The 26,793-nt window shown below is 72.9% G+C and carries 16 protein-coding genes, 1 rRNA gene and 1 riboswitch; of the genes, 7 read left to right on the forward strand and 10 right to left on the reverse strand.

Features of this window, described 5'->3' with window-relative positions:
• Positions 1 to 37: 37 nt before the first annotated feature.
• Both ACRRSS_RS34330 and ACRRSS_RS34335 read right to left on the reverse strand, forming a co-directional pair.
• Positions 38 to 1,563, reverse strand: a 16S ribosomal RNA gene (locus tag ACRRSS_RS34330).
• 643 nt (positions 1,564 to 2,206) lie between these two features.
• The gene (locus tag ACRRSS_RS34335; RefSeq protein ID WP_030318311.1) at positions 2,207 to 2,773 is read right to left on the reverse strand and encodes a MarR family winged helix-turn-helix transcriptional regulator; all 567 of its coding nucleotides are present in this window, start codon (positions 2,771 to 2,773) and stop codon (positions 2,207 to 2,209) included.
• Positions 2,774 to 2,928: 155 nt separating this feature from the next.
• Between ACRRSS_RS34335 and ACRRSS_RS34340 the strand changes: the two genes are divergently transcribed.
• The gene (locus ACRRSS_RS34340; protein WP_435974883.1) at positions 2,929 to 4,197 is read left to right on the forward strand and encodes an MFS transporter; all 1,269 of its coding nucleotides are present in this window, start codon (positions 2,929 to 2,931) and stop codon (positions 4,195 to 4,197) included.
• Here ACRRSS_RS34340 and ACRRSS_RS34345 read toward each other — a convergent pair.
• Complete coding sequence (locus tag ACRRSS_RS34345; RefSeq protein ID WP_435974884.1) at positions 4,194 to 5,867, reverse strand: ATP-binding SpoIIE family protein phosphatase; 1,674 nt, start codon at positions 5,865 to 5,867, stop codon at positions 4,194 to 4,196. The genes ACRRSS_RS34340 and ACRRSS_RS34345 overlap by 4 nt on opposite strands.
• 106 nt (positions 5,868 to 5,973) lie before the next feature.
• A complete protein-coding gene (locus ACRRSS_RS34350) occupies positions 5,974 to 7,338 on the reverse strand; it encodes an NAD(P)/FAD-dependent oxidoreductase (protein ID WP_435974885.1) in 1,365 nt (454 codons plus the stop codon).
• Positions 7,339 to 7,691: 353 nt separating this feature from the next.
• Between ACRRSS_RS34350 and ACRRSS_RS34355 the strand changes: the two genes are divergently transcribed.
• Together ACRRSS_RS34355 and ACRRSS_RS34360 are read left to right on the forward strand one after the other, a co-directional pair.
• Positions 7,692 to 8,480 (forward strand): TetR/AcrR family transcriptional regulator, encoded by a 789-nt coding sequence (locus ACRRSS_RS34355; protein ID WP_435974886.1) that lies wholly within the window; start codon positions 7,692 to 7,694, stop codon positions 8,478 to 8,480.
• Positions 8,481 to 8,708: 228 nt separating this feature from the next.
• A complete protein-coding gene (locus ACRRSS_RS34360; protein WP_435975496.1) occupies positions 8,709 to 10,805 on the forward strand; it encodes a sigma-70 family RNA polymerase sigma factor in 2,097 nt (698 codons plus the stop codon).
• On the opposite strand, the gene ACRRSS_RS34365 is transcribed toward ACRRSS_RS34360, so the two are convergent.
• From ACRRSS_RS34365 to ACRRSS_RS34375, 3 genes are all read right to left on the reverse strand, one after another.
• The gene (locus ACRRSS_RS34365) at positions 10,792 to 14,397 is read right to left on the reverse strand and encodes an AfsR/SARP family transcriptional regulator (protein WP_435974887.1); all 3,606 of its coding nucleotides are present in this window, start codon (positions 14,395 to 14,397) and stop codon (positions 10,792 to 10,794) included. The two genes, ACRRSS_RS34360 and ACRRSS_RS34365, sit on opposite strands and share 14 nt — an antisense overlap.
• A gap of 72 nt (positions 14,398 to 14,469) precedes the next feature.
• Positions 14,470 to 15,018, reverse strand: coding sequence for a Uma2 family endonuclease (locus ACRRSS_RS34370; protein ID WP_435974888.1), 549 nt, complete (start codon positions 15,016 to 15,018; stop codon positions 14,470 to 14,472).
• A gap of 25 nt (positions 15,019 to 15,043) precedes the next feature.
• Positions 15,044 to 17,287: an asparagine synthase-related protein gene (locus ACRRSS_RS34375; protein WP_435975497.1), complete on the reverse strand. Its 2,244-nt coding sequence runs from the start codon at positions 17,285 to 17,287 to the stop codon at positions 15,044 to 15,046.
• A 572-nt stretch (positions 17,288 to 17,859) separates the two neighbouring features.
• Here ACRRSS_RS34375 and ACRRSS_RS34380 point away from each other — a divergent pair.
• From ACRRSS_RS34380 to ACRRSS_RS34395, 4 genes are all read left to right on the forward strand, one after another.
• Positions 17,860 to 19,302, forward strand: coding sequence for an MFS transporter (locus ACRRSS_RS34380; RefSeq protein ID WP_435974889.1), 1,443 nt, complete (start codon positions 17,860 to 17,862; stop codon positions 19,300 to 19,302).
• 148 nt (positions 19,303 to 19,450) lie between these two features.
• The gene (lhgO, locus tag ACRRSS_RS34385) at positions 19,451 to 20,635 is read left to right on the forward strand and encodes an L-2-hydroxyglutarate oxidase (RefSeq protein WP_435974890.1); all 1,185 of its coding nucleotides are present in this window, start codon (positions 19,451 to 19,453) and stop codon (positions 20,633 to 20,635) included.
• Positions 20,636 to 20,789: 154 nt separating this feature from the next.
• Positions 20,790 to 21,509 (forward strand): tRNA (guanosine(46)-N7)-methyltransferase TrmB, encoded by a 720-nt coding sequence (gene trmB / locus ACRRSS_RS34390; protein WP_435975498.1) that lies wholly within the window; start codon positions 20,790 to 20,792, stop codon positions 21,507 to 21,509.
• Positions 21,510 to 21,564: 55 nt separating this feature from the next.
• Complete coding sequence (locus ACRRSS_RS34395) at positions 21,565 to 22,905, forward strand: PrsW family intramembrane metalloprotease (RefSeq protein ID WP_435974891.1); 1,341 nt, start codon at positions 21,565 to 21,567, stop codon at positions 22,903 to 22,905.
• Positions 22,906 to 23,038: 133 nt separating this feature from the next.
• Here ACRRSS_RS34395 and ACRRSS_RS34400 read toward each other — a convergent pair whose 3' ends face one another.
• The 3 genes from ACRRSS_RS34400 to ACRRSS_RS34410 all read right to left on the reverse strand — a co-directional run bounded on the left by ACRRSS_RS34400 (position 23,039) and on the right by ACRRSS_RS34410 (position 26,751).
• Entirely contained in the window at positions 23,039 to 23,986 is a 948-nt protein-coding gene (locus ACRRSS_RS34400; protein WP_435974892.1) for an aldo/keto reductase, read from the reverse strand.
• 49 nt (positions 23,987 to 24,035) lie between these two features.
• Positions 24,036 to 25,184, reverse strand: coding sequence for a M23 family metallopeptidase (locus ACRRSS_RS34405; protein WP_435974893.1), 1,149 nt, complete (start codon positions 25,182 to 25,184; stop codon positions 24,036 to 24,038).
• 11 nt (positions 25,185 to 25,195) lie between these two features.
• Positions 25,196 to 25,341: riboswitch (cyclic di-AMP (ydaO/yuaA leader) on the reverse strand.
• Between the two features lie 201 nt (positions 25,342 to 25,542).
• Positions 25,543 to 26,751 carry a PP2C family protein-serine/threonine phosphatase gene (locus tag ACRRSS_RS34410; RefSeq protein ID WP_435974894.1) on the reverse strand — a complete coding sequence of 403 codons (1,209 nt, stop codon included), beginning with the start codon at positions 26,749 to 26,751 and terminating at the stop codon, positions 25,543 to 25,545.
• Between the last annotated feature and the right edge of the window lie 42 nt (positions 26,752 to 26,793).

The following is a 26,793-nucleotide window of genomic DNA, read 5'->3' on the forward strand; positions in this document are numbered from 1 at the left end:
CAGAACATTTGCCTGCAATCGGTACTGTGCTCCTTAGAAAGGAGGTGATCCAGCCGCACCTTCCGGTACGGCTACCTTGTTACGACTTCGTCCCAATCGCCAGTCCCACCTTCGACAGCTCCCTCCCACAAGGGGTTGGGCCACCGGCTTCGGGTGTTACCGACTTTCGTGACGTGACGGGCGGTGTGTACAAGGCCCGGGAACGTATTCACCGCAGCAATGCTGATCTGCGATTACTAGCAACTCCGACTTCATGGGGTCGAGTTGCAGACCCCAATCCGAACTGAGACCGGCTTTTTGAGATTCGCTCCGCCTCACGGCATCGCAGCTCTTTGTACCGGCCATTGTAGCACGTGTGCAGCCCAAGACATAAGGGGCATGATGACTTGACGTCGTCCCCACCTTCCTCCGAGTTGACCCCGGCGGTCTCCTGTGAGTCCCCATCACCCCGAAGGGCATGCTGGCAACACAGGACAAGGGTTGCGCTCGTTGCGGGACTTAACCCAACATCTCACGACACGAGCTGACGACAGCCATGCACCACCTGTATACCGACCACAAGGGGGGCACTATCTCTAATGCTTTCCGGTATATGTCAAGCCTTGGTAAGGTTCTTCGCGTTGCGTCGAATTAAGCCACATGCTCCGCTGCTTGTGCGGGCCCCCGTCAATTCCTTTGAGTTTTAGCCTTGCGGCCGTACTCCCCAGGCGGGGAACTTAATGCGTTAGCTGCGGCACCGACGACGTGGAATGTCGCCAACACCTAGTTCCCAACGTTTACGGCGTGGACTACCAGGGTATCTAATCCTGTTCGCTCCCCACGCTTTCGCTCCTCAGCGTCAGTAATGGCCCAGAGATCCGCCTTCGCCACCGGTGTTCCTCCTGATATCTGCGCATTTCACCGCTACACCAGGAATTCCGATCTCCCCTACCACACTCTAGCCTGCCCGTATCGGATGCAGACCCGGGGTTAAGCCCCGGGCTTTCACACCCGACGTGACAAGCCGCCTACGAGCTCTTTACGCCCAATAATTCCGGACAACGCTTGCGCCCTACGTATTACCGCGGCTGCTGGCACGTAGTTAGCCGGCGCTTCTTCTGCAGGTACCGTCACTTTCGCTTCTTCCCTGCTGAAAGAGGTTTACAACCCGAAGGCCGTCATCCCTCACGCGGCGTCGCTGCATCAGGCTTTCGCCCATTGTGCAATATTCCCCACTGCTGCCTCCCGTAGGAGTCTGGGCCGTGTCTCAGTCCCAGTGTGGCCGGTCGCCCTCTCAGGCCGGCTACCCGTCGTCGCCTTGGTAGGCCATTACCCCACCAACAAGCTGATAGGCCGCGGGCTCATCCTTCACCGCCGGAGCTTTTAACCAGCTCCCATGCGGAAGCCGGTGTTATCCGGTATTAGACCCCGTTTCCAGGGCTTGTCCCAGAGTGAAGGGCAGATTGCCCACGTGTTACTCACCCGTTCGCCACTAATCCACCCCGAAGGGCTTCATCGTTCGACTTGCATGTGTTAAGCACGCCGCCAGCGTTCGTCCTGAGCCAGGATCAAACTCTCCGTGAATGTTTACCCGTAATCGGGTGACACTCGCGTTGAGCGGGACAGTCAGACCGGAATAAGGCCGACTGTCCACAGCGTCCTCGCTGTGTATGTTGCCTACCCGCCACAAGGGCCGGCAGGACTTTCAAAGGAACCTCGCCATCCGAAGATGGACGGGGTATCAACTAATCTGGCGTTGATTTTTGGCACGCTGTTGAGTTCTCAAGGAACGGACGCTTCCTTTGTACTCACCCTCTCGGGCTTTCCTCCGGGCTTCCCTTCGGTCTTGCGTTTCCGACTTTATCAGATCTTTCCGATCCGATTTCCTCGGTGCTTTCCGGTCCCATTCGCTTTCGCTCCGGGCCCTTCCGGCGGTTCCGACTCTATCAGATCCTTTCGGCGTCTGATTCCCAGTCAGCGGGGTTTGTCTTTCCGGCTGTTGGGCCGTTCCGACGTCTCGAACTCTAGCGGATTTCCCCGGCGGCTCATAATCGAGCCATTCGAAATGAATTTCGGCATGCCGAAATTCTTCCCGGTGGGGAGATCGTTCTGAGTAGAGGTGCCGCTATCAGCGGCGGAGTGGTTGTCGAAGAACCGTTCCGGCTCTGTGACAACTCGGAGAACACTACGCATCCGGCAGGGGGGTGTCAACCCCCCTCCGGTGGTCTCAGTCGAGGTCCGTCAGGCGGCCGCCGGCGTCCGGCTGGGTGAGCTCCACACGACGGAGGAGGCGGATGAGGATCTCGCCGAGGACACCCCTCTCGTCCGAGGTGAGGTCCTGGAGGAGCTCCTCCTCGAAGTCGGTGGCCATGCGCATGGCCTCCAGCCACTTCGAGCGGCCCTCGTCGGTGAGCTCGACGATCACACGGACCCGGTTGTTCTCGTCGCGGTCGCGGGTGACCAGGCCCTCGCCCGCCATGCGGTCGATCCGATGGGTCATCGCGGCCGGGGTGAGGCCGAGGCGCTTGGCGAGCTCGCCGGGGCCCAGCCGGTAGGGCTCGCCGGCGAGGACGAGGGTCTTGAGGACCTCCCACTCGGCGTTGCTGATGCCGAGGTCGGCGAGCTGGCGTCCGTACGCCACGTTCATTCGGCGGTTCAGCCGGCCGAGGGCGGAGACGACCTTCTCGACCTGGGGGTCGAGGTCGCGGAACTCGCGCTGGTAGGCGGCGATCTGCTCGTCGAGGCTCGGCTCCTGGGGAGCCTGCGGGCCGGACCGCTCGGGGTTGTCGGACATGCAGGCGAGTATCCCACGGGTCTCGTTGGCGTTGAAGTCCTTCGATGTGTACTGTTAACACGTTAACTTTAGTAGTTAAGTCTTCAAGGCTCAGGGGTACACCTCTGAATCTGCGATCGAAGTGGGTGAGTGTGACCAAGGCGAGGGGCGCGGCGATGCGCCGGATTCAGGCAGGCAGCGCGCTGAGCGCGTTCGGACTCGGCTTCACCGTGCCGTACCTCTATGTGTACGTGGCGCAGGTGCGGGATCTGGGCGCGGCGACGGCGGGCATCGTTCTCGCCGTCTTCGCCATGGCCGCTCTCGTGGTGCTGCCCTTCAGCGGTCGGGCCATCGACCGGCGCGGGCCCGTGCCGGTGCTGCTCGTGGCCTCGGTCGTCGCCGCCGTGGGCGCGGTGGCGATGGGCTTCGCCTCCAGCGTGCCCACGGCCGTGGGGGCCGCGGTGCTGCTCGGTGCCGGTACGGCCGTGCTCCAGCCGGCCCTCGCCACGATGATCGTCTGGTGCTCGACGCCGGTGGGCCGCACGCGGGCCTTCGCCATGCAGTTCTTCCTGCAGAACCTCGGCCTCGGTGTCGGTGGTCTGATCGGCGGTCTGCTGGTCGACACGAGCCGTCCGGGCAGCTTCATCCTGCTGTTCTCGATCGAGGCGGCGATGTTCCTCGTCCTGGCGGCGATCGTCGGGACCGTGCGGATGCCCGGCTCTCCCGCGTTCCAGGGCGCCCGTCCCTCCGAGGGCGGTAAGGGCGGCGGCCTCCGGGCGCTGCTCGGGCACAAGGCGATGGTGCAGCTCTGCGTCCTCGGCTTCGTCCTCTTCTTCGCCTGCTACGGACAGTTCGAGTCGGGTCTCGCCGCGTACGGCACGGAGGCCGCCGGCATCGAGCCGTCGACGCTCGGCATGGCCCTCGCCGCCAACACCGCGGTGATCGTGGCCGCCCAGTTCCTGGTGCTGAAGTTCGTCGAGCGCCGCAAGCGGTCCCGGGTGATCGCGGCCGTCGGTCTGATCTGGACCCTGGCCTGGCTCATCGCCGGGTACGCGGGCCTCGGGCACGGCAGCCAGGCCATGGCGACGGCGGCCTTCGTCTCCACGTACGCCCTCTTCGGGCTGGGTGAGGCGATGCTGTCGCCGACCGTGGCGCCGCTGGTCGCCGATCTGGCGCCGGAGTCGATGGTCGGGCAGTACAACTCGGCCTTCGCGCTGGTCAAGCAGTTGGCGCTGGCTGTCGGTCCGGCCGTGGGCGGGCCCATGGGGGCCGCGCTGCACGGTCCGTACATCGTGACCTTCGTGCTCTTCTCGCTCGGCATCACCTTCCTCGCGGTGCGGCTCGGGAAGCAGCTGACCCCGGAGCAGAACCAGCCCTCCCTGGCCCACCGGCCGTCGAAGGTGGTCGCCCGGCACGAGCCGGTGCGCGAGACCGCGGCCGCCTAGGCCGGCTGGTCCGCCTGGTCCGGCAGGGCGAACTCGCACCAGACCGCCTTGCCGCCGCCCGGTGTGCGGCGGCTCCCCCAGGACGAGGCGATCGTCGCGATGATCGAGATTCCGCGACCCGCCTCGTCCTCCGTCTCCGCCCTGCGGCGGCGCGGCAGGTGGTCGTCCCCGTCCGTGACCTCGATGATCAGACGACGGTCGGTGCGGCGCAGGCGCAGCCGCATCGGCGGGGTGCCGTGCTGGAGGGAGTTCGCCACCAGCTCGCTGGTGGCGAGGACGCCCAGGTCGCGCAGTTCGACCGGGAAGCGCCAGGAGGACAGGACTCCGGAGGCGAAGGCACGCGCGCGGGGAGCGGCCTCGACGCCGCCGAGGAGTTCCAGGGCCGCGTTGTGGAAGAGCTCCGCGTCCGCTCCCTTGCGGGAGGGGTGCTGCACGACGAGGACGGCCACGTCGTCGTCGTGCTCGGCGGTGACTCCCAGGGAGCGCAGCAGCCGGTCGCAGACCACCTGCGGGGTGCCGCTCGCGCCGGAGAGCGCGCGGGCGAGGGCGGCCACGCCCTCGTCGATGTCCTCGCGGCGCCGCTCGACCAGGCCGTCGGTGTAGAGGACGGCGGTGGAGCCCGGCGGCAGGGCGATCGACCCGGAGGCGTGCAGCCAGCCGCCGGTGCCGAGCGGCGGTCCCGTCGGGTCCTCGGCCTGCCGGACGCTGCCGTCCTCGTCCCGTACGAGGATCGGGAGGTGGCCCGCGGAGGCGTAGACCAGCCTGCCCTCGCTGGGGTCGTGGATCGCGTACACACAGGTGGCGATCTGGCTGGCGTCGATCTCGGCGGCGAGTCCGTCGAGGAGCTGGAGCACCTCGTGCGGGGGCAGGTCCAGGCGGGCGTAGGCCCGGACGGCGGTGCGGAGCTGGCCCATGACGGCGGCGGCGCGCACGCCCCGGCCCATCACGTCGCCGATGACGAGCGCGGTGCGCCCCGCGCCGAGGGTGATCACGTCGTACCAGTCGCCGCCGACGGCCGCGTCGGTGCCGCCGGGCTGGTAGGTGGCGGCGATCCGCAGGTCGTCGGGCTGCTCCAGGTCCTGCGGGAGCAGGGAGCGCTGGAGGGTGACGGCGGTCTCGCGGTGGCGGCGCTCGCTGGACCGCAGCCGCTCGGCGGCCTCCGCGTGGTCCGTGACGTCGGCGGCGTGGACGAGGACTCCGCCGCCGTCGAGGTGGGGACTGTCCACGGGCAGGCACGTGACCGTGTACGAGCCGCCGTCCTGGGTGCGACGGGACTTGACCGTCCGGGGCTTGCCGCTGCGCAGCACCTGGTCCATGAGGGGCAGCAGGCCGAGTTCCTCCGCCTCGGGGCAGGTGTCGGCGACGGTGGCGCCGGCGGGGCGCGGGCCGAAGGCGGCGGCGTAGGCGTCGTTGACGTACGCGATGCGGTGCTCCGGGCCGTACACGAGCGCGACCAGGCCGGGGAGCCGGCCGAGGAGCTCCCGCACGGGGAAGTCCTCCAGGGCGGGGACGTCGGCGGCCTCGGTGTCGGCGGCCTCGGCGGCCTCGTTGATGAGGTGCCCCAGCTGCCGCGCGTACTCACCGCGGGCGGCGGGCACGGAGCCTTCGGTCCCCCGCGCCGCGCGGCGCTGTGTGCCGGGGAGCCGGGCGCTCCAACGGGTGAAGTTCACGGATCTGTATGCCTCGTGGTGTCGGTGCCGTGCAGAGTCACGCTGTGCAGGTGTGAGTCCACCTATGGTCACACGTCCAGTGTGGACGAGTGCACTGACAGTGATGTCAGGACGACGGCTTGTCGCCGAGGTCGGGCGGCGGTGCGGCGGCGAGTTCGAATTCGGCGCGGGGGTGTTCCAGCGACCCCAGGGAGACGATCTCCCGTTTGAACAGGCCTGACAGGGTCCATTCGGCAAGGACCCGGGCCTTGCGGTTGAAGGTGGGCACCCGGCTCAGGTGGTAGGCGCGGTGCATGAACCAGGCCGGATATCCCTTGAGTTTCCGTCCGTATACGTGAGCTACGCCTTTGTGGAGCCCCAGGGAGGCCACGGAGCCGGCGTACGCGTGCGCGTACTCCTTGAGCGGCTGTCCGCGCAGGGAGGCCACGACGTTCTCGGCGAGGACCTTGGCCTGGCGCACGGCGTGCTGGGCGTTGGGCGCGCACTCCCTGCCGGGTTCCTCCGAGGTGAGGTCGGGGACGGCGGCCGCGTCGCCGGCCGCCCAGGCGTGGGCGGCGCCCTCGACGGCGAGCTGGGCGGTGCAGCGGAGCCGGCCGCGTTCGTTCAGCGGCAGGTCGGTCCGGGCGAGGACGGGAGCCGGTCTGACGCCGGCGGTCCAGACGACGGTACGGGTGGGCAGCCGGGTCCCGTCGCTGAGCACGGCCACCCGGTCCTCGCAGGAGTCGAGGCGGGTCTCCAGACGCACGTCGACGTTCCGGCCGCGCAGCTCGCGGATGGCGTACCGGCCCATCTCCTCACCCACCTCGGGGAGGATCCGGTCCGAGGCCTCGACGAGGACCCATCGCAGGTCCTCGGGCTTGACGTTGTGGTAGTACCGCGCCGTGTAGCGGGCCATGTCCTCCAGCTCGGCGAGCGCCTCCACGCCCGCGTACCCGCCGCCGACGAAGACGAAGGTGAGGGCGGCGTCGCGGAGCCCCGGGTCGCGGGTCGAGGAGGCGATGTCCATCTGCTCGATGACGTGGTTGCGCAGTCCGATGGCCTCCTCGACGGTCTTGAAGCCGATGGCGTGGTCGACGAGTCCGGGGACCGGCAGGGTGCGGGAGACCGAGCCGGGGGCGATGACCAGTTCGTCGTAGGGGAGGTCGACGGCGCCGGTGCCCTCCTCGGCGGTGGCGAGGGTCGCGAGGGTGGCGGTCCGCTTGGCGTGGTCGACGGACCGGACCTCGCCGATGACGATCCGGCAGCGGTTCAGGACCCTGCGCAGCGGTACGACGACATGGCGCGGGGAGATCGAGCCGGCGGCCGCCTCGGGCAGGAACGGCTGGTACGTCATGTACGGCTCGGGGGTGACCACGACGATCTCGGCGGCGCCGGCTCTCAGCTCGGCCCTGAGCTGCCGCTGGAGGCGCAGCGCGGTGTACATGCCGACGTAGCCACCGCCGACCACGAGAATGCGCGCAGGTTCGGTCACTGTCCCATGACGCACCCCCGTCCGTGGTTTGTCCACAGCCCTGACAAATTGTGTGACCGGAGGGGTTGGGAGGCGTGGGGTGGCGCACGACGGGGGCACGGGGGGAACGGCGCAGGTCAGGGTGGGTGAATCGGGTCCGGCGCGGGGTCGGAATAGGGAGTGTTCCGGTCCTTGCTCCGATCGGGGGGCGCACCGTACGGAACTTCCCCTTCTGAATTGACCCGGACTCAACTATGTTCGTACCTCGTCGGGGTGTCGGGTGGGAGCGCGTGGACCGAAGCGCTCGTCGACCGGAAGCCCCGTGTCAGGGCGGGGAGTCTCCGGGGGGAGACATCATGAGCGGGGGAACGCTTATGCATATTCAGGATTCACGATGGCAGACGGGCGCCGGGACGGCGACCGTCGACGACGGCCTCCACGCGGGCGCCGGCGGCTCCGAGCGCAACGGCGCTCCGGTAGCCGGCGGCAGGTCCGCGCCGCTGCGGGTGGACGCCCAGCGCAATCTGGAGCACGTCCTGCGCGCCGCGCGCGAGGTGTTCGGCGAGCTCGGCTACGGCGCTCCGATGGAGGACGTGGCACGCCGCGCCCGCGTCGGTGTCGGCACCGTCTACCGGCGCTTCCCGAGCAAGGACGTGCTGGTCCGGCGCATAGCCGAGGAGGAGACCTCCCGGCTGACCGAGCAGGCGAGGGCCGCGCTCGGCCAGGAGGACGAGCCGTGGTCGGCGCTCTCCCGGTTCCTGCGGACCTCGGTGGCCTCCGGCGCGGGGCGACTCCTTCCGCCGCAGGTGCTGCGCGTGGGTGTGGACGACGCCACGGTGCTGCCCTTCGGTGACACCGCGGACGACGCCGCCCGGGTGCCGTACCAGCGGGGTGTCGCCGAGCAGGGCGACGCGCGGGTGGTCGCGCCCCGGGCCGTACCGGCCGAGGAGCGGGACGACGCGGGTGCGGCGGAGCTGCTGGAGGTCGTCGGCCGGCTGGTCGACCGCGCGCGGGAGGCGGGTGAGCTGCGGGCGGACGTGACCGTGGCGGACGTCCTCCTCGTCATCGCGACCGCCGCTCCGGCCCTGCCGGACGCGGTGCAGCAGGCGGCGGCCTCGAACCGGCTCCTCGACATCCTTCTCGAGGGTCTGCGCTCCCGGTAGGAGTCGGCCTCGGGTGCGGTCCGGCCGTGAGCGGGGACTCGCGTGGTCCGGGGACTCGCGCGTGGTCCGGGCGGGCCAACGAGCGTGACACGAACGTGTGAGCGGTTACGCCCGGATCCACGAAGTCGCCCCGGACGAGTGGTAAGTGGACGCGGCGCTTCGGCGTGCCCGCGCTCTGTGGCAGGCTGACCGGTGTTCGGTCTGAGCATGCGTACGGGGGCTTCCGCGATGAGCGGTGACGGTCGGGACGGGCCGCTGGGCGACGGCGGCGCCGCGGAAACCGGGGGCCTGCCCTCCCGGCAGGTGCCGAGCCAGGGCGGGCCGGGAGGCCTCTCCGGCGCGCCGGAGGCCGGCACGGCAGCGGGGCGGCCCGAGCCGCTCGACGCGAGCGTGCCCCAGCAGCGCGAGGGCACGGCGTCCGGGTGGGGCGCGGGTACCGGTTCCGGGGTCGCCACGGGGGCGGCCTCCGAGAACGGTGCCGCCCACGACGCGTACGACGACGAGGACGACGAGGACGACGAGCCTGACACCGTCCTTCCGCCCCCCGTCGAACTGCCGCCCTCCGACTCCGAGCTCGTCCAGCTCATGCGGGAGGGCGACGGCTCCGCGTACGAGGAACTGTTCCGCCGCCACTCCGAGGCGGTACGCCGGTACGCCAGGACCTGCTGCCGGGACGCCCACACCGCCGACGACCTCACCGCCGAGGTCTTCGCCCGCACCCTCCAGGCGGTCCGGGGCGGCGCCGGTCCCGAACAGGCCGTACGTGCCTATCTGATGACCACCGTCCGGCGGGTCGCGGCGAACTGGGCCAGGACCCAGAAGCGGGAACACCTCGTCGAGGACTTCGCCGTGTTCGCGGCCGAGGCCGCCCGCGCCTCCGAGGCCGCCGACCCGAACGCCTCGTTCGGAGCGGGGCTCGACCTCGGCGCCGACGTCCTCGCCATGCACGAGGCCGAGCAGTCCCTCGCCATGCGGGCCTTCCGCTCGCTGCCCGAACGCTGGCAGGCCGTGCTGTGGCACACCACCGTCGAGGAGGAGTCCCCGAGCGAGGTCGCGCCGCTCTTCGGCCTCACCGCCAACGCCACCGCCGTGCTCGCCAGCCGCGCCCGCGAAGGCCTCAAGCAGGCCTACCTCCAGGCCCACGTCAGCCAGTCCCTCACCGCCGGCGGCGACTGCGCCCGGTACGCGGACCGGCTCGGCGCCTACGCGCGCGGCGGGCTGCGGATGCGGGCCGAACGCGGGCTGCGCAAGCATCTGGAGGAGTGCGCCAAGTGCCGGCTCGCCGCCGGCGAACTGGCCCATGTCAACGCCGGCATCCCGGCGCTGCTGCCGGTCGCCGTCATCGGCTGGTTCGCCGCCGGGTACTCGCTCAAGGCCGCCGGGGTCGTCGCCGGCGGCACCCTCGGCGCGGGCGCGGCAGGCGCGGCGGCCGCCGCCTCCGGGTCCTCCGGAGGCGCGGCCTCCGGCGGCGCCGCCGCCGAGGGGCTCGGCGCGCCCGCGAAGGCCGGGATCGCGGCCGCCGTGGCCGTCGCCGCCGCCGCCGGTCTCGTCTGGGCCATGGCCGGGGACCCGCAGCCGGTGGCCGCGCCCAGGCCCGCGCAGCCGGTCGTCACCCCGGTCGTACCGGCGGAGCCCGTGCCCCCGCCGCGGCCGACGCCCGAGGCCGTACCCGCACCCGTACCCGTGACGTCCGAGCCTCCGGCGCCCACCCCGACCCCCACGCCGAGCCCCGAAGAGCCCTCGCCGACACCGAGTCCGGAGGAGCCGTCACCGGAGCCGACACCGCCTCCGGAGCCCAGCCCCACGCCGCCCCCCACGCCGACCCCGACCCCCACGCCGAGTCCCGAGAAGACCTCGCCGAAGCCGACGCCGCCGCCCGAGCCGCCGGCCGTCTACCAGGTCAACGAGCTGGAGTACGGGATCTTCGGCGACGGCACCGAGCCCGAGGTCGCGCTCTCCGACAGCAGCTGGATGTGGCAGCGCGACGGGCTCTCCGTCGGCGGCACCCGGTACGCGCACGGAGTGAGCGTCCACGCGCCGTCGTCCCTGCTCATCGACCTCAACAAGCAGTGCACGAGTTACGACGCGATCGTCGGCGTCGACGACCTGAGCGCCCTGCTCGGCATCGGCGGCGTCCGCTTCTCCGTGTACGGGGACGAGGAGCGGCTCTGGCGCTCCGACGTGGTCCGGGCGGGCGACCCGCCGGTCCCCGTGCACGTCGACATCTCCGGCCGCAGCACGATCCGGCTCGTGGTGGAGGAGCACACGCCGTACGGACGGGCCGCGGTCGCCGACTGGGCGCAGTCCCGGATCAGCTGCTCCTGACGCCCTCCCGGGCGGCGTGGATCACGGTCTCCGCGAGGGCCAGGACCTCGTCGACGCCGAGGCCCGCGCCCGCCGCGCGGGCCGCGGCGACGCCGGACGGGCCGAGCACCGCGCGCGCCCGTGCCGTCACGGCCTCCGCCTCCTGGACCCCCGGCACCGAGCGGGGCATCCCGTCGAGACGGCTGTCGACGGCGGCCAGTACCCGTACGGCGAGGTCCGGTTCGCCCGCATCGGACAGGGTGAGGGCGAGCCCTTCCGTCAGAGCGTTCACGATGAGGTCCGAGCACTGCGAGTCCCTCGCGGTCCGCAGCGCCTCGGCTGCGGTGCCGACGGCGGTGACGCCCCGGCCCTCCTGGGCCTCGACGCGCGCGGCGAGCCCGATCAGCACCGCCTCGAAGTGCGGCGGAGGCGTACCGGTCGCGACGGTCCGGCCCGCCCCCTCCAACTGCGCGCGGGCCTCCGCGACATCGCCGCGGTGGAGCGCGAGGGAGGCGCGCATGAAGCAGACGAACATGCTGCTGTCCCGCACGTGGTGGAGCTCGGCCTCCCGCGCGGCCTCGTCCAGTCCGCGCTCCGCGGCCTCCATGTCGCCCTCGCGGTAGGAGAGCTCGGCCAGGCGGGCCAGGAGGAACGGGGACTCGGCGTGCGCGCCGACCTCCCGGGCCAGCCGGAGGGCCTCCACGTACGCCTCGCCCGCCTCCTCGTGTCGACCCCGCACCATGTGGGCCTCGGCCGCCGCGCTCGCGATCTGGGCCCCCATCCAGCGGTCGCCGACACCCCGGGCGAGGGCGCGGAGCTCGGCCAGGTCGTCGTCGACGCCGAGCATGCCGCCGGGCATGTCGACGACCATGTGCGTACGGAACATGAGGCTCACGCCGATCTCCCAGTCGCCGCCGTGCCGACGGCAGTTGGCGACGGCGACGTCGAGGAGGTGCCGGATCACGGCCGGTTCCTCGGTGAGGTACGCGGTGAACGGCCACAGCAGCCCCGGGAAGCGGGCGCCCTCGGGGCCCGGGTGTTCGCCGAACGCGGTCCGGACGCGCCGGACGAGCGCGAGCGTCTCCGGCTCCTGGAAGTCGGCCATGGTGCGGCTCTCCACCGCCAGGAAGAAGTGCAGCATGCGCAGGTGCATGCGGGGCCAGTGGCGGGGGTCGGCGGGGTCGTCCGGGTCCTCGCCCAGCGCGATCGCGCGATCGACCCAGTTCAGTCCCTCGGGGCGGTAGTTGCGCAGCCACCAGAACCAGCCCATCGCGAAGACCAGGCGGAGGGCGGCGGCCTCGTCGGGTGCGGGTCCCTCCTGCCCGGGTGGGGCCGAGAGCTTGGGGGCGGGGCCGAGGGTGCGGTGCAGGGCGGCGCGGATGTTGTCGAGGTCGCGCTCGATCCGTTCGATCCACGGGAGCTGTTCGCCTGAGCGGAGCTTGGGCTCGGCTGCCTCGGCGAGGGCGGTGAAGTGGGCGGTGTGGGTGGCCTCGGCGGCGGCGAGGAGCCGCGGGGTCTCGGCGGCGCGCTCGGCCGCGTACTCGTGGATGGTCTCCAGGAGGCGGTAGCGCATCTCCCCGCCTTCCGTGGGGGTGGCGACGACGAGGGACTTGTCCACCAGGGCGCCCAGCGCGTCGGCGGCGCGCGGGGAGAGGGCCTCCGCGGCGGCGAGGTCCCAGCCGCCCGCGAAGACCGAGACCTGGCGGAGCAGAGTGCGTTCCTCGGGGTCGAGCAGGTCCCAGGACCAGTCGACGACCGCGCGGAGGGTCTGCTGGCGGGGCAGGACCGTGCGGGAGCCGGAGGTGAGGAGACGGAACCGGTCGTCGAGACGGTCGGCGATCTGGCGCGGGGTGAGCAGCCGCAGCCGGGCGGCGGCCAGTTCGATGGCGAGCGGCAGACCGTCGAGGCGGCGGCAGATCTCGTCGACGGTCGCGCCGCCGTCCCGGACGAGGTCGAAGGAGGGCCGGACGGTGCGGGCCCGCTCGGTGAAGAGGCGGTGCGCGGGGTCGGGCGGCAGGGGCTCGACGGGGCGGACCGACTCGCCGGGGACGCCGAGGGGTTCACGGCTGGTGGCGAGGACGCGGAGCTGCGGGCAGTGGGTGAGGAGGGTCTCGGCGAGGGCGGCGGCCGCGCCGATCACGTGCTCGCAGTTGTCGAGGACGAGGAGGAGCGGGCGGCGGGCCAGGTGTTCGACGAGCTGGGCGGTGGGGTCGTCCGGGAGGGGCACGCCGTCGCGGGTGATCAGGTTGACCTCGCGGAGCCGGAGGGCGGAGAGAACGGCACCGGGGACGGCGTCGGGGTCGTCGAGGGGGGCCAGTTCGGCGATCCAGGCGGGGGGTGAACCGGTGGCGGGGCTGGTGGCCGGGGCGGTGGCTGACGCTGGGGCGGGGCTGGTGGCCGGTGCGGTGGCGGGGTCGGTGGCCGGGGCGGTGGCTCTCAGCGCGGCCTCCTCGGCGAGACGGGTCTTGCCGGAGCCGCCGGGGCCGGTGAGCGTGACGAGCCGGGAGCGGGCGAGGTCGGCGCGGAGCGCGGCGAGCTCGGGCTCCCGGCCGACGAAGGAGGTGAGACGGGGGCGGATGTTGCCGGGGGCGGGGGTGGGGGTGGGGGTGGGGGTGGGGGTGCTCGGTGTTTCTGGGGTGCCTGGGGCGCCTGGGGCGGTCAGTGTGCCTGCGGTGTCTGGGGTGCCTGCGGTGCCTGCGGTGCCTGCGGTGTCTGCGGTGTCCCGGGTGGCCTCGGCGGTGGAGAGGGGGCCGGCCGGACCGCCGGGCGCGGGCCGGGCGGGGCGTCCGGTGGGGGTCGGGCTGCCGGGACCGGAGGGGGGTCGCTGTGCCCGGGGAGGAGATCCGGGCGCGAGGGCTGGGCCCGTCGGGGCACCCGTACGGGGGCGGTCCGGGGCCACGCCGGCGAGGATCTCCCGGTGCAGGGCGGCGAGTTCGGGGCCCGGGTCGGCGCCGAGGGCGTCCGCGAGGGTACGGCGGGCCGACTCGTACGCGGTGAGGGCGTCGGCGTGCCGGCCCTCGGCCCGCAGGGCGCGGATGAGGTGGGCGCGGAAGGCCTCGTCGTACGGGTACGTGGTGGTGAGCTCGGTCAGCTCCGGTACGAGTCCGTCGGTGGCGCCCCGGCGCAGATCGGCCTCGACGCGCTGCCGCAGGGCCGCGAGCCGCTGGGCCTCGGGCCGGACGCCGGCCGGGTCGGGCAGGTCGGCGAGGGCGGGGCCCCGGAAGAGACCGAGGGCCTCCCGGAGGAGGGCGGCGGCGGTGTCGGGGTCGCCCGCGTCGAGGCGGGTGCCCGCGTCCCGGACGCGGTGCTCGAAGACGTACAGGTCGATGTCGTCGGGGGTGGCGACGAGCCGGTAGCGGGGGCCGGGCGCGGAGGCGACGGCCTCCCTGCCGAGAGTCCGGCGGAGGCGGCCGACGAGGGCCTGGAGGGCGGCGGGGGCGTCCTGCGGCGGGTCGTCCCCGTAGACGTCGTCGGCGAGCTCGGTGACGGAGGCGGCCCGTCCACCGCGCAGCGCGAGCGCGGCGAGGAGAGCGCGCAGCCGGGCGCCGCCGAGGGGGAGGGGGGTGCCGCGGGGGTCGAGGGCCTCGGTGGTGCCGAGGATGAGATACCGCACCGGCTCATTGTGTCCGGTGGTCTCCTGGTCCGCCTCGGGGTTTCCCCGGGGAGAGCCCTGAGAACCGGGCGGTCAGAACTCCGCCGTGTCCAGTGTGAACCCGAGCGGAGCCGGGAGCGGGACCTCTGTCCCCAGCTTGTGGACGGACTTGTGGGCGTAGTCGTCACCGGCGGGCCCGGAACAGACGACGGCCTCGTCCGCGTCACGGTCGATAAGGAGGTAGAGGGGGATGCCCGCGCGCGCGTAGGCCCGGACCTTCTGGACGCGGTCGCGTCCGGCCGTGAGAGGGGACGCGACCTCCGCGACGAGGAGGACGGGGTCGGGGGCCTGCCAGACGAGTTCGTTCCGGAAGCTTCCCTTGGGAACGAGGGTCAGGTCCGGTACGAGGCGTCCGTCCGGGCCCCTTCCGGGAGCCCGAAGGCCGATGCCCGTGTAGCCGCTGATGGACCGGTCGGGGTCGGAGCTCCGGTCGCTGAGACGGTCACGCAGCTCCGCGACGGTCTCCGCGTGGTGTCCGTCGCCCGGCGAGGTCACGCAGATCTCTCCCTCGACCAGTTCGACCCGCCACCCTTCGGGCTCCAGGGCGCTGTACCTCTCGAAGACCTGCTCCACCGTGGTCATGGCGACTCCTCTCCCGGTCAGGATTTCACGCCGGCAGCGACCTCGACGCCGGGATCAGGGGGCCCTGGACCGCGCGGTGGGCGCGGGGCTCCGTCGTGTTGGTCCAGCAGGAGCCTCGGCGGGAGAGGAGGCGGCGGAGCCAGAGTTCGGTGGAGACGAGGTCGGCGAGGCCGTCGAGGGGGACGGGTGCGCCGTCCGCGGCCGTGCGGAGGGCCTCGCGGACCACGCGGGCCTCGATCAGGCCCGCGTCGGCGAGGAGCGGGGCGTCGAAGAGGGCGATGAGCTGCGGGAGCGCGGCGCGCAGTCCCGCGCGGGCGGCGGCGGCCGGGACCGCCGGGTGGGGGGCGCCCCAGCCCGGCGGAAGGTCGTGGATGCCCGCGCCGGAGAGGACCGTGCGCAGGACGCCCGCGCGCGCGTCCGGCTGGACCCGGAGCGCTTCGGGGAGCTCGCGGCAGGCCCGTACCACCTGGTTGTCGAGGAAGGGGGCGTGCAGGCGCTGGCCGCGGATCTCGGCGGCCTGTTCCAGGACCCGGTGATCGGCGGCGGCCCGCGCGAGGGCGGCACGCGCGCGTGCCTCGCCCGGGCGCTGGACGGAGGTCGGCAGGGTCGCCGCCCGGTTCAGACGAACCGATACTTCAGCCAGCGCCTCCCCCGTCAGCCAGCGGGCCGCGGGCCCCGGTCTCGACCAGGCGAGGGCCGAGAGGGAGGCCTCCAGGGGGCCGAAGTCGTCGGAGGCCGTACGGTTCGCCTCCAGGACCCGCTGGGCCGCCGCCTCCAGGCCCGTCCGGTACGGGGTGCGGGCCAGCTTCCGCGCCGCCCGGTACACCGTCAGCGGCACGAGCAGCGAGCCCGCCGAGGGCCCCGACGCCTTCGCGAGCGCCGTCACCGGACGCACCAGCGAACGGCGCCTGCGGTCCATCAGGAGGTCCGCGAGGCGCGCCGGGTGCGCGTCCAGGACCTGCTTGGCGCCCATGCCGGTGAAGTGGTCGGCGCTGCCGCCCGCCAGGCGCCGCCGGTGGCGTTCCGCCGTGACGAGCGAGGGGCCCGGCTCGTCGGTGAGCGGCCCGTCCAGCACGGCGTACGGGAGCGCCTCCTCGCCCGCCGCGACGACCACGTGGTGCAGGCGCGGGTCCGACGCGATCTCCCCGGCCCGCTTCAGCTCGTCCTCGCGGCCCGAACCGGGCCGCGTCGCCAGGTCGTTGAAGGTGACGGCGAGCAGCCGCTCCCCCGCGCCCGCGCCGTGGCCGATGATCGTGCCCGGTACACCGGGGAGCCCCGCCGCGAGGAGGGCGAGCGTGCCGGAGGCGCTGCCGCCGGACAGGTCGGCGCCGATACCGGGCGCCGGGCCCGCGCCCCGGGCGGCCCGCCGGTCGGCCGGGCCCATGCCCGGCACGGGGCCGGGGTCGGGCAACGGGGCCTCGGGCGCGTGCCGGGGGGCGGTGAGCCGGGCGCGGACGGCCCCGACCAGGGCGTCCTTGACCGCTTCGACGGCCTGCCGGGGATCGGCCTGGGCCGCGGCGACCGCGAGCGAGGCCACCTGTTCGTACCCGGTGATCTCGCGCGAGCCCTCCCGCAGGATCAGCGCGTGGCCGGGCGGGACCCGCCGGACCCCCTCGTACGGGGTGGAGTCGCGCAGCGCCTCCGGGGTCTCCGGGCAGGCGAGCAGCGCGGCGAGGTGGCCGATGTCGAGCTGGGCCTCGACGAGGTCGGCGAGCGGAAGGGCGGCCGTCGCGAAGGCCGTGCCGCCCTGCCAGGAGGTGTGGAACACCGGCCGGGCGCCCGCGAGATCACCGGTGACGGTCACGCGGCGGCCGGCCTTGACGACGGCCGTGTAGCTGCCGGGCCATGCGGTGAGGTGGCGCAACGCGCCCCCGCGCGCGGTGAGCAGGCCGATCCGCAGTTCCTCGTCGCTCGCGGCACAACAGCCGAGGACGGCGAGGCGGGTGTGGTCGTCGACGGCCACCACGCGCACCTCGTCCGGGCGCCAGTCGCCGACCGCCCACAGCGGATCGGGGTCGCCCCAGAGGAGTTGCGCGCCCACCGGCTGCACCGTGCGCCCATCGGTGGCGGCGGCCCGGGCCGAGCCCGCCGGCCGGGTCGCGCCGTACCCGTCGTACCCACCGCTCGACGACGCGGTGGACCCGTACGCGCCGTACCCGTCGCCGGCCGACGAAGACGTCCCGTACGCGCCGCTCACCGAGCCCGCCCGGGCCCCGGCCGTCGTCGCGAAGCCCGCGGCGACGCTGCTCCAGCCCACCAGCCATCGCATCGGCGCCTCCACGTCCGTTTCGGTGGGAGACATGCTGCCACGACAACGGCGCACGGGGCGGAGTCCGGGTGCACGCGCGCGAAAGCCGAATGCGCCCCTGGCATGGGCCAGTTGACGACCGGCGTCATTCGGCCAAATATCAACCCTTCCCGAGGGGGGGGTGGAAGGCGTCCGGGCAGCAGCCCGCGCACCCCGCTCCTCACCCGTCGGCGGCAGCCCGGGAGGCGCTCACGCCTCCCGGGGCCGTTCGCCGCCCGCGGGGAATGGGGCGGCGGTATCCCCCAGCCCGCTGGTCCGGGACTCCGTTCCCGGCCGAGCGGGCCGACCCACGCGCTACTCATGGAAGCGCTCCCCCGGCGGGCCGGAGAGAGCGCACGGCCGGGCGCACGGCCACACGGCGGGAGCACGATCCGCGCCACCGGCCCCTCCTGTCGGCCTTTCACACAACAATCTCGCCATACGGAACACTGCCCCTTAACGGTAGGGATGCGGCGAACTACGCTGTGTTTACGAATGCCGCACGCCTATGCCCGGCGTCGTGGCGGCCGTCTGGGTGGTCGAGGGGTGGCGTCATGTCCAGGGAGCAACGCGGGCCGAACGAAAAGCTCGGCACGGTTCTCGCCCTCGCGGGAATCAGTAACGCCGGGCTCGCCCGGCGCGTCAACGACCTAGGTTCGCAACGGGGCCTGACGCTTCGTTACGACAAGACCTCGGTCGCCCGATGGGTGTCGAAGGGCATGGTGCCGCAGGGCGCCGCCCCGCATCTGATCGCCGCCGCGATCGGACAGAAGCTCGGCCGTCCCGTGCCGCTGCACGAGATCGGGCTCGCCGACGCCGACCCGGCGCCCGAGGTGGGGCTCGCCTTCCCGCGCGACGTGGGTGAGGCGGTCCGCTCGGCGACCGACCTGTACCGGCTGGATCTCGCCGGACGGCGGGCCGGTGGGGGCGGGATCTGGCAGTCGCTCGCCGGTTCCTTCGCGGTGAGCGCGTACGCGACACCCGCGTCACGCTGGCTGATAACCCCCGCCGACCCGTCGGTCGAGCGGGAGGCCCCGCGCCCGCCGGGCGCCGTCGCGACCGCCGCGGCCACGGAGCACGCGCGCGTGGGGCACAGCGACGTCGCCAAGCTCCGCGAGGCCGCCGAGGACGCGCGCCGGTGGGACTCCAAGTACGGCGGCGGGGACTGGCGCTCGTCGATGGTCCCCGAGTGCTTACGCGTGGACGCCGCTCCGCTGCTCCTCGCCTCGTACTCGGACGAGGTCGGCCGGGCCCTGTTCGGCGCGACCGCCGAGCTCACCCGGCTCGCCGGCTGGATGGCCTTCGACACCGGGCAGCAGGAGGCCGCCCAGCGGTACTACATCCAGGCCCTGCGGCTCGCCCGCGCCGCCGCCGACGTGCCCCTCGGCGGCTATGTCCTCGCCTCCATGTCCCTCCAGGCCACCTACCGCGGCTTCGCCGACGAGGGCGTCGACCTCGCCCAGGCCGCGCTCGAACGGAACCGGGGGCTCGCCACCGCCCGCACCATGTCCTTCTTCCGGCTCGTCGAGGCACGCGCGCACGCGAAGGCGGGCGACGGGGTCGCCGCCGCGGCCGCGCTCAAGTCCGCCGAGGGCTGGCTGGAGCGCTCCCGGGAGGGCGACGGCGACCCGACCTGGCTGGGCTTCTACTCCTACGACCGGTTCTGCGCCGACGCCGCCGAGTGCTACCGCGACCTGAAGGCGCCGCGCGAGGTGCGCCGCTTCACCGAGCAGGCGCTCTCCCGGCCCACCGAGGAGTTCGTCCGCTCGCACGGGCTGCGGCTCGTGGTCTCCGCCGTCGCCGAGCTGGAGTCCGGGAACCTGGACGCGGCCTGCGCGGCGGGCACGCGCGCGGTGGAGGTGGCCGGGCGGATCTCGTCGGCACGGACGACCGAGTACGTACGGGATCTGCTGCACCGGCTCGAACCGTACGGGGACGAGCCGCGCGTCATGGAACTGCGGGAGCGGGCCAGGCCTCTGCTGGTCACCCCGGCGTGACGGCGGGGCGGCGGGGCGCGGGCGCGACGGCGGGGCGGGGCCGCGGCCCCGGCGGTCCGTGGGCGTGACCTGCGTCTCGTGACGTCGCGCGAGGTTTCACGGGATTGTCAGTGGGCCAGTGCACTATCGGGGGTGGGAGGTGGCGCTGGTGTTTGACTGTGACGTGCTGGTGATCGGCGGCGGGATCGTCGGTCTGTCGACGGCGTACGCCCTGACGCGCGCCGCTCCCGGCACCCGGGTCACGGTCCTGGAGAAGGAGCACGCCCTCGCGCGCCACCAGACCGGCCGGAACAGCGGGGTGATCCACAGCGGGATCTACTACCGGCCCGGTTCGCTCAAGGCCCGGTTCGCGGTCGAGGGCGCGGCCGAGATGGTCAAGTTCTGCGCGGAGTGGGGCATTCCGTACGAGGTGACGGGCAAGCTCGTCGTCGCCACCGCGCGCGAGGAGCTGCCCCGGCTCCACGCGCTCGTGCAGCGCGGCAGGGAGAACGGGATCCCGGTGCGTGAGCTGGGCCCAGCGCAGATCAGCGAGTACGAGCCCCGGGTGCGGGGCCTGGCCGCGATCCACGTCGGCACCACCGGAATCTGCGACTACGGGGCGGTGTCGGCCCGGCTGGCCGAGTCCTCCGGGGCCCGGATCCTGTACGGCGCCGAGGTCGTCCAGATCGACCGGCGGCCGTGGGGGGTCGCCGTGCGGACGGCGGACGGCCGGGTCGTGCGGGCGCGGGTCCTGGTCAACTGCGCGGGGCTGCAATGCGACCGGATCGCGCGGCTGGCGGGCGACGACCCGGGCATGCGGATCGTGCCCTTCCGGGGGGAGTACTACGAACTGGCGGACCCGTCGCTGGTGCGGGGCCTGGTCTATCCGGTCCCGGACCCGGCGTTCCCCTTCCTGGGGGTGCACCTGACCCGCGGGATCGACGGCGGCGTCCACATCGGGCCGAACGCGGTCCCGGCCCTCGCCCGCGAGGGGTACGGCTGGTCCGTCGTCCACCCCCGCGACCTGGCCGGCACGCTGGCCTGGCCCGGCTCCTGGGCCCTCGCCCGCGACCACTGGCGGTACGGGGCGGGCGAGCTGCGCCGGTCCCTGTCGAAGAGGGCCTTCACCGAGGCGGTACGGCGCCTGCTGCCGGTCGTGGAGGAGTCGGACCTGCAGCGGGCGGCGCCGGGGGTTCGGGCCCAGGCGGTCCTGCGGGACGGGACGCTGGTCGACGACTTCCTGATCCGGGAGGCGCAGCGGACCGTCCACGTGCTGAACGCCCCTTCGCCGGCGGCGACCGCGTCGCTCCCGATCGGCCGAGAGGTGGCGGGGCGGGCCCTGGCCCGGCTGTAGAAGGCGGGGCGGACGCCGTCCCCCGGAGCCCGCACAGAAATGGGCCCTTTCCCCGGGGCGCCGTAGAATCGGCGGCATTGTGTCTGAGCAGAGTGAGAACAGCCCGCAGCCCGTCGCCGACCCCGCCCAGCCCGTCGCGCGGCGGGGCAGTCGGATGTTCGCGCCCGGTGAGGGGCCCCTGCCCGATCCCGCCGGGGCCCACCACGAGCGGCGCATCCGCAGCTTCCAGCCGCGCCGCAGCCGTGTCACCTACGGTCAGGCCGAGGCGATGCTGAAGCGGTGGCCCGACTGGGGCCTCGACATCGACGGCAAGCGGGTCCTCGACCTGGGCGAGATGTTCGACGGGCTGCCGGTCGTCCTGGAGATCGGCTTCGGCATGGGCGAGGCGACCGCGCAGATGGCGGCGGCCGACCCCGGCACCGGCATCCTCGCGGTGGACGTGCACACCCCCGGCCAGGGCAACCTGCTCGGCCTCGCCGACCGTAACGGTCTGACCAACGTCCGGGTCGCCAACGGCGACGCGATCATCCTGCTCCGCGAGATGCTCGACAAGGACTCCCTCGACGGCTGCCGGGTGTACTTCCCGGACCCGTGGCCCAAGGCACGCCACCACAAGCGGCGGCTCATCCAGCCCGAGTTCCTCAGCCTCCTCGCGACCCGGCTCAAGCCCGGCGGCGTGCTCCACTGCGCCACGGACTGGGAGTCGTACGCCGAGCAGATGCTGGAGGTGCTCTCCGCGCACCCCGACTTCGAGAACACCCGGGCCGACGGCGGCTACTCGCCCCGCCCCGACTTCCGCCCCGTCACCCGTTTCGAGGGCCAGGGCCTCGACAAGGGGCACGTCGTGCACGACCTCCTCTTCGCGAGGAAATGACACGGAGGACGTAACTCCGTCGCCGGTGTCGGTGGGGGTCGTTAGGGTCGCTCACGTGTCGAACCCCGTCCCCGCCGAAGCCGAAGCCCCCGCCGGCGCCGCTCCCGTGCCCCACCGGGACACCGAGGAGCCGGCCTTCCCGGCCGCCGCCGACCGGTCCCAGTGGCGCTACCGGCCACGCCGGGCCTTCTGGCGCAGTCGGCTGGTCCGGGCCGTCGCCGTCGTCACCGTGCTCGCGATCTGCGCCCTGTTCATCCTCGGGCTGGTCCGCGAGCAGACCGGCACGGAGGGCTTCCTCGTCGGCCTGGGCCTCGCCGTGCTTCCCGTACCGCTGCTGATGGCCGCGTTCCGCTGGCTCGACCGGGTCGAGCCGTGTCCATGGAAGAACCTGCTGTTCGCCTTCGCCTGGGGTGCCTTCGCCGCCGCGCTCGTCGCGATCCTCGCGAACTCGTTCGCGATCCGCTGGATCGCCACGGCCACCGCGGACCCCGACTCCGCGGACACCCTCGGCGCGACGGTGGTCGCCCCGGTGGTGGAGGAGAGCGCGAAGGCCGTCGCGATCCTGCTGCTGTTCCTCTTCCGCCGGAAGCACTTCGGCGGTCTCGTCGACGGGCTCGTGATCGCCGGTTTCACCGCGACCGGCTTCGCGTTCACCGAGAACATCCTCTACCTGGGCAACGCCTTCGGCGAGGACCAGGAGTTCGGCGCCTCCGGTCTCGGCTCGGTGACCGCCGCGACCTTCTTCGTCCGGGTCGTGATGTCCCCGTTCGCGCATCCGCTCTTCACCGTGCTCACCGGCATAGGCTTCGGCTTCGCCGCCCTCGCCCCGCGCGGGAAGCGGCTGCGGCAGGTGCTGCTGCCACTCGCCGGACTGCTGCTCGCCATGGGGCTGCACGCCGCGTGGAACGGCTCGGCCACCTTCGGCGGCCCGCTGGCCTTCTACGCGGTGTACGGGGCGCTCATGGTCCCGGCCTTCGGCCTGCTGACCTGGCTCGCGGTGTGGAGCCGGCAGCGCGAGCTGCGCACGATATCCGGGGAGCTCCCGGCGTACGCGGCGGCCGGCTGGCTCTCTCCCGCCGAGCCGCTCGCGCTCTCCTCGATGCGCGCCCGCCAGCTGGCCCGCTCCTTCGCCGCCCGTGCCTACGGGCAGTCGGCGGCGCGGGCCGTCGGCGAGTACGAGTCCTTCGCGACGACCCTGGCGTTCCTGCGGGACCGGGCCCGGCGGGGCACGGCCGGGCCCGACTTCCCGGCCCGTGAGCAGGAGCTCCTGCACCACCTGTGGCAGCGGCGGGAGGTCGCCTCCCCCGCCCTCACGTACGCGGCGCGGGCGACGGGCCGGGTCTGGGCGCCGCCACAGTACCTGGACTACGACGGCTACAACCCGTACCGGAGCTAGCGCGGGGGCGGGGCCGGAGGCCGCTGCCGAAGTCCGACCGGCCCCGGACCGGCCCCGGAGCAGAGGCCGGACCAGGTCAGCCCTGGCATCGGACCGACCCCGGACCAGAAGTCGGACCAGGTCAGCCCCGGCGTCAGACCGACGACGCGTCGGTCAGGAGGGTCAGCTCCGTCTCCGTGAGCGTGAGGCCGGCCGCCGCGACGAGCGCCGGGAGCTGTTCGACCGTGCGCGCCGAGGCGATGGGGGCGGCGACGGTCGGGCGGGAGGCGAGCCAGGCGAGGGCGACGGTGGCGAGTTCCGCGCCGTGTCCCTCGGCGACGGTGTCGAGCGCGGAGAGCACGGCCCTGCCCCGCTCGGTGTCCAGGTGGCCGCCGGCCCCGGCGGCGCGGACGCTGTCGACGGTGGTGCCGGGACGGTACTTGCCGGTGAGGAAGCCCGCTGCCAGGCCGTAGTACGGGACGGAGGAGAGCCCGGCGCGCTCGACGGTCTCCAGGAGTGGGCCCTCGTAGGTCTCGCGGGAGACCAGGTTGTAGTGCGGCTGGAGGGCGACGTACCGGGCGAGGCCCTCGGACTCGGCGAAGTCGAGGGAGGCGCGCAGCCGCTCCGGGGAGATGTTGGAGGCGGCGACGGCCCGCACCTTGCCGTCCTTCACCAGCTGGTCGAGGGCGGTGACGATCTCCTCGACGGGGACGGACTCGTCGTCGAAGTGCGTGTAGTAGAGGTCGATGTGGTCGGTGCCGAGACGGCGCAGCGACTCCTCGGCGGCGGCCTTGATCGTGGCCGCGGAGAGCCCCTTGAAGCGGGGGTGGGAGCCGACCTTGGTGGCGACGACGATGTCGTCGCGGTTGCCGCGCGAGGCGAGCCAGCGGCCGATGACGGTCTCGGACTCGCCGCCCTCGTTGCCCTCGGCCCAGGCCGAGTAGACGTCGGCGGAGTCGACGAAGTTGCCGCCGGCGGCGGTGTAGGCGTCGAGGACGGCGAAGGACTGCGCCTCGTCGGCGGTCCAGCCGAAGACGTTGCCGCCCAGGGCGACGGGGAAGACGTGCAGGTCGGAGCTGCCCAGCGGGCGGAGGGAGGTCATGGGTCGGTCAACCGTCCGCACCGCCGGGCCTATTCCGGGAGGGGCCGCGTCAGACGCTGAGGCCCTTGGAGCGGAGCCACTGCGCCGGGTCGATGCCGTCACCGCCGGCCGTGTGCACCTCCATGTGGAGGTGGGCGCCGGTGACGTTGCCGGTGGCGCCGACGCGGCCGATGGTCTCGCCGGTGCCCACGGTCTGGCCGACGCCGACCGTCATGGAGGAGAGGTGGCAGTACCAGACCTCGGTGCCGTCGGAGAGCTCCAGGACGATCCGGTAGCCGTAGGAGCCGGACCAGCCGGCGGACTTGACGGTGGCGCCGTGGACCGCCTTGAGGGGGGTGCCGGTGGGCGCGGCGAAGTCGAGGCCGGTGTGGTGGCCGGAGGACCACATCGAGCCGGACTGCATGTAGGTGGCGGAGAGGGTGTACGAGGAGAGGGGCATCGAGTAGCTCGCGGCGAGCTTGGCGAGGCGCTCGGCCTCGGCCTTCGCCTTGGCTTCCGCTTCCGCCTTGGCCTTGGCTTCCGCCTCGGCCTTCGCCTTCGCCTCGGCGGCCGCCTTCTCCGCCGCGTCGGCCTTGGCGGCGGCCTCCGCGGCGGCCTTCTCGGCCGCGGCCTTCTCGGCCGCCGCCTTGTCGGCGGCGTCGGCGGAGGCCTGCTGCTGTTCGGCCTGCTGGAGGATGCGGGCGCGCAGGGCCTCGCCCGCGTCGCCGGCGCCGGACGGCGCGTTCGTGGCCGGACCGGCCTGGTCGGTCAGGGACGCCTGGACGTACTGCCCGCCCTGCGCCTCCCGCTCCTCGTCGAGCGTGGTGTACGTGGCGACGGTGAGCGGGTTGGGGTTGGCGCGGGCCGCGCTGACCGTCTCCTGGGGCTCCTCGGGGAGGAGGTCGCCGACGCCGGGGAGGTCGTGGGCGTCCGGCAGGCCGAGGTCGGGGAGGTCCGGCAGCGATATCGCCACCGGCGGCCTCTCCTGCGCGGTGGCGAGGCCGCCCGCGCCGACGGCCGCGATGACACCGACGCCGAGGACGGTGGAGGAACGGGCGAAGTTGGAGCGCTGCTTGACGACCCGGTGTCGGCCGCCGGAGCGGTTCTGGGCGCGGAGGGAATCCTCGGTGGGGTTCCACTCGGTGTCCGGAGCGGCGGGACCCGCACCACCACCGAAGGCATCGAAGGGGGCTTCGGGTGGGGGAGTGTTGGACGCCACGAAGGCGCGCTCCTTTCCTTCCTTCTCGCCTACCGGGTTAGCTGACGGGTTCGGAGCAGGAAGGTCTCCTACGGGCGCGTCGCACAGGTGCGAAGGGCCCGATTCACCCCAAGTAGTGGTTCCCCGGTTCCTTTTCAGGATTCGGCGCGTGCGCACGGTGCCGCCTCTTGCGGCGGCTGGGACGACCGCGCTGCGTTATCGAACGTTAATAGACAGGGGGTCCCGATTCCAAGCCGTTCCTCTTGATCATTCACAGGATTGGGCGGGAATGGCCCGAGTTGACCCCCCTTCAGTAAGGGGCGGCCAAACCTTTGCGATCTGACGTTTCGTCAATTGTTATCGCAGCGACACCTCTCGACTACGACCGGTGACCGGGCCCGCCCGGCGGCACCACCGGCATCGTCCGGCGCCGCTCCGGCTGCCCCGTCGCCGGCCGGCTCACCGCGAGCAGCGCCATGTCGTCCGTCGACCGGCCGCCCGTGTGCAGCCGTACGTCGTCCACGAGCGCGTCGAGCAGCTCCTCGGGCCCCGGGAAGATCCGGCCGGCGAGGCGCGCCCCCGGGTCGTAGAAGACGCCCTCCGGGTTCCGCGCCTCGGAGAGACCGTCGGTGTAGAAGAGCAGCGTCGCACCCGGCGGGTACGGTCGCGCCTCGGCCCGGTCCGGCCACGCCGCCAGATCGCCCATGCCGAGCGGCAGCGCGAAGTCCCCCGGCTCCAGTGTGTCCAGGCGCCCGTCCGCGTACAGCATCAGCGGGGGCGGATGCCCCCGGTTGACGACCCGTACGAAGCCCTCGAAGGTGCCGCCGCCGTCGCCGCGCGGGATCTCGGCCAGGACGGCCGTGGTGAACCCCTCGAAGGCGTCGGGCCCGTCCCTGCGGGTGCCCTCCCGGGCCAGGGCCCGTTCGAGCCGCTGCGCCACGCCCTCCAGGGTCCGCTCCTGCTCGGCCGCCTCGCGGAACGCCCCGATGACGACGGCGACGGCCTCGACCGCGTCCATGCCCTTGCCCCGGACGTCCCCGAGCACGAGCCGCACCCCGTGCGGGGTGTCCTGGACCGCGAAGAGGTCGCCGCCGATGAACGCGTCCGCCTGCGCCGCCTCGTAGCGGGCCGCGCACTGCAGCCCGCCGATCCGCTCGGCGGGCGTCGGCAGCACCGCCTTCTGCGCGGTCTCCGCGATGACCCGCGCGGAGGCGAGCCGCTCGCCGCTGCGGCGCACGACCCGGTTGATGAGGAGCGCGAGCGCGGAGACGGTGAGCACGGTCAGGGCCTCGGTGAGGGCCGGGACCTCGTAGACGGTGTCGTTGTAGACGTGCAGCCCGACGGAGGCGAGGACGGCGGCGATCCCCGTGAGGAGCGTCGTGAGGGTGGAGAAGAACGGCGCCGCGATCAGCGGGGCGGCGGAGAAGAGGGGCGCCGCGCTGTACTGCGGCGGGGTCAGGACGTCGAAGACGACGCCGCCCACGATGATCAGCGGCGGCAGTGCCCGGATGAACCTGCGGGCAACCCCGTACGGGCGGCGGCCCTCGCCCGGCCGCCCGCCGCCGATCCCTCCCAAGGGGTGCCCCACCTGTACTCTCCTGCCCCGTCCGTACCTGCGGCGGCCCGTACC

The sequence above is a fragment of the Streptomyces sp. Qhu_M48 genome (assembly GCF_051305195.1).
GTDB lineage: Bacteria > Actinomycetota > Actinomycetes > Streptomycetales > Streptomycetaceae > Streptomyces.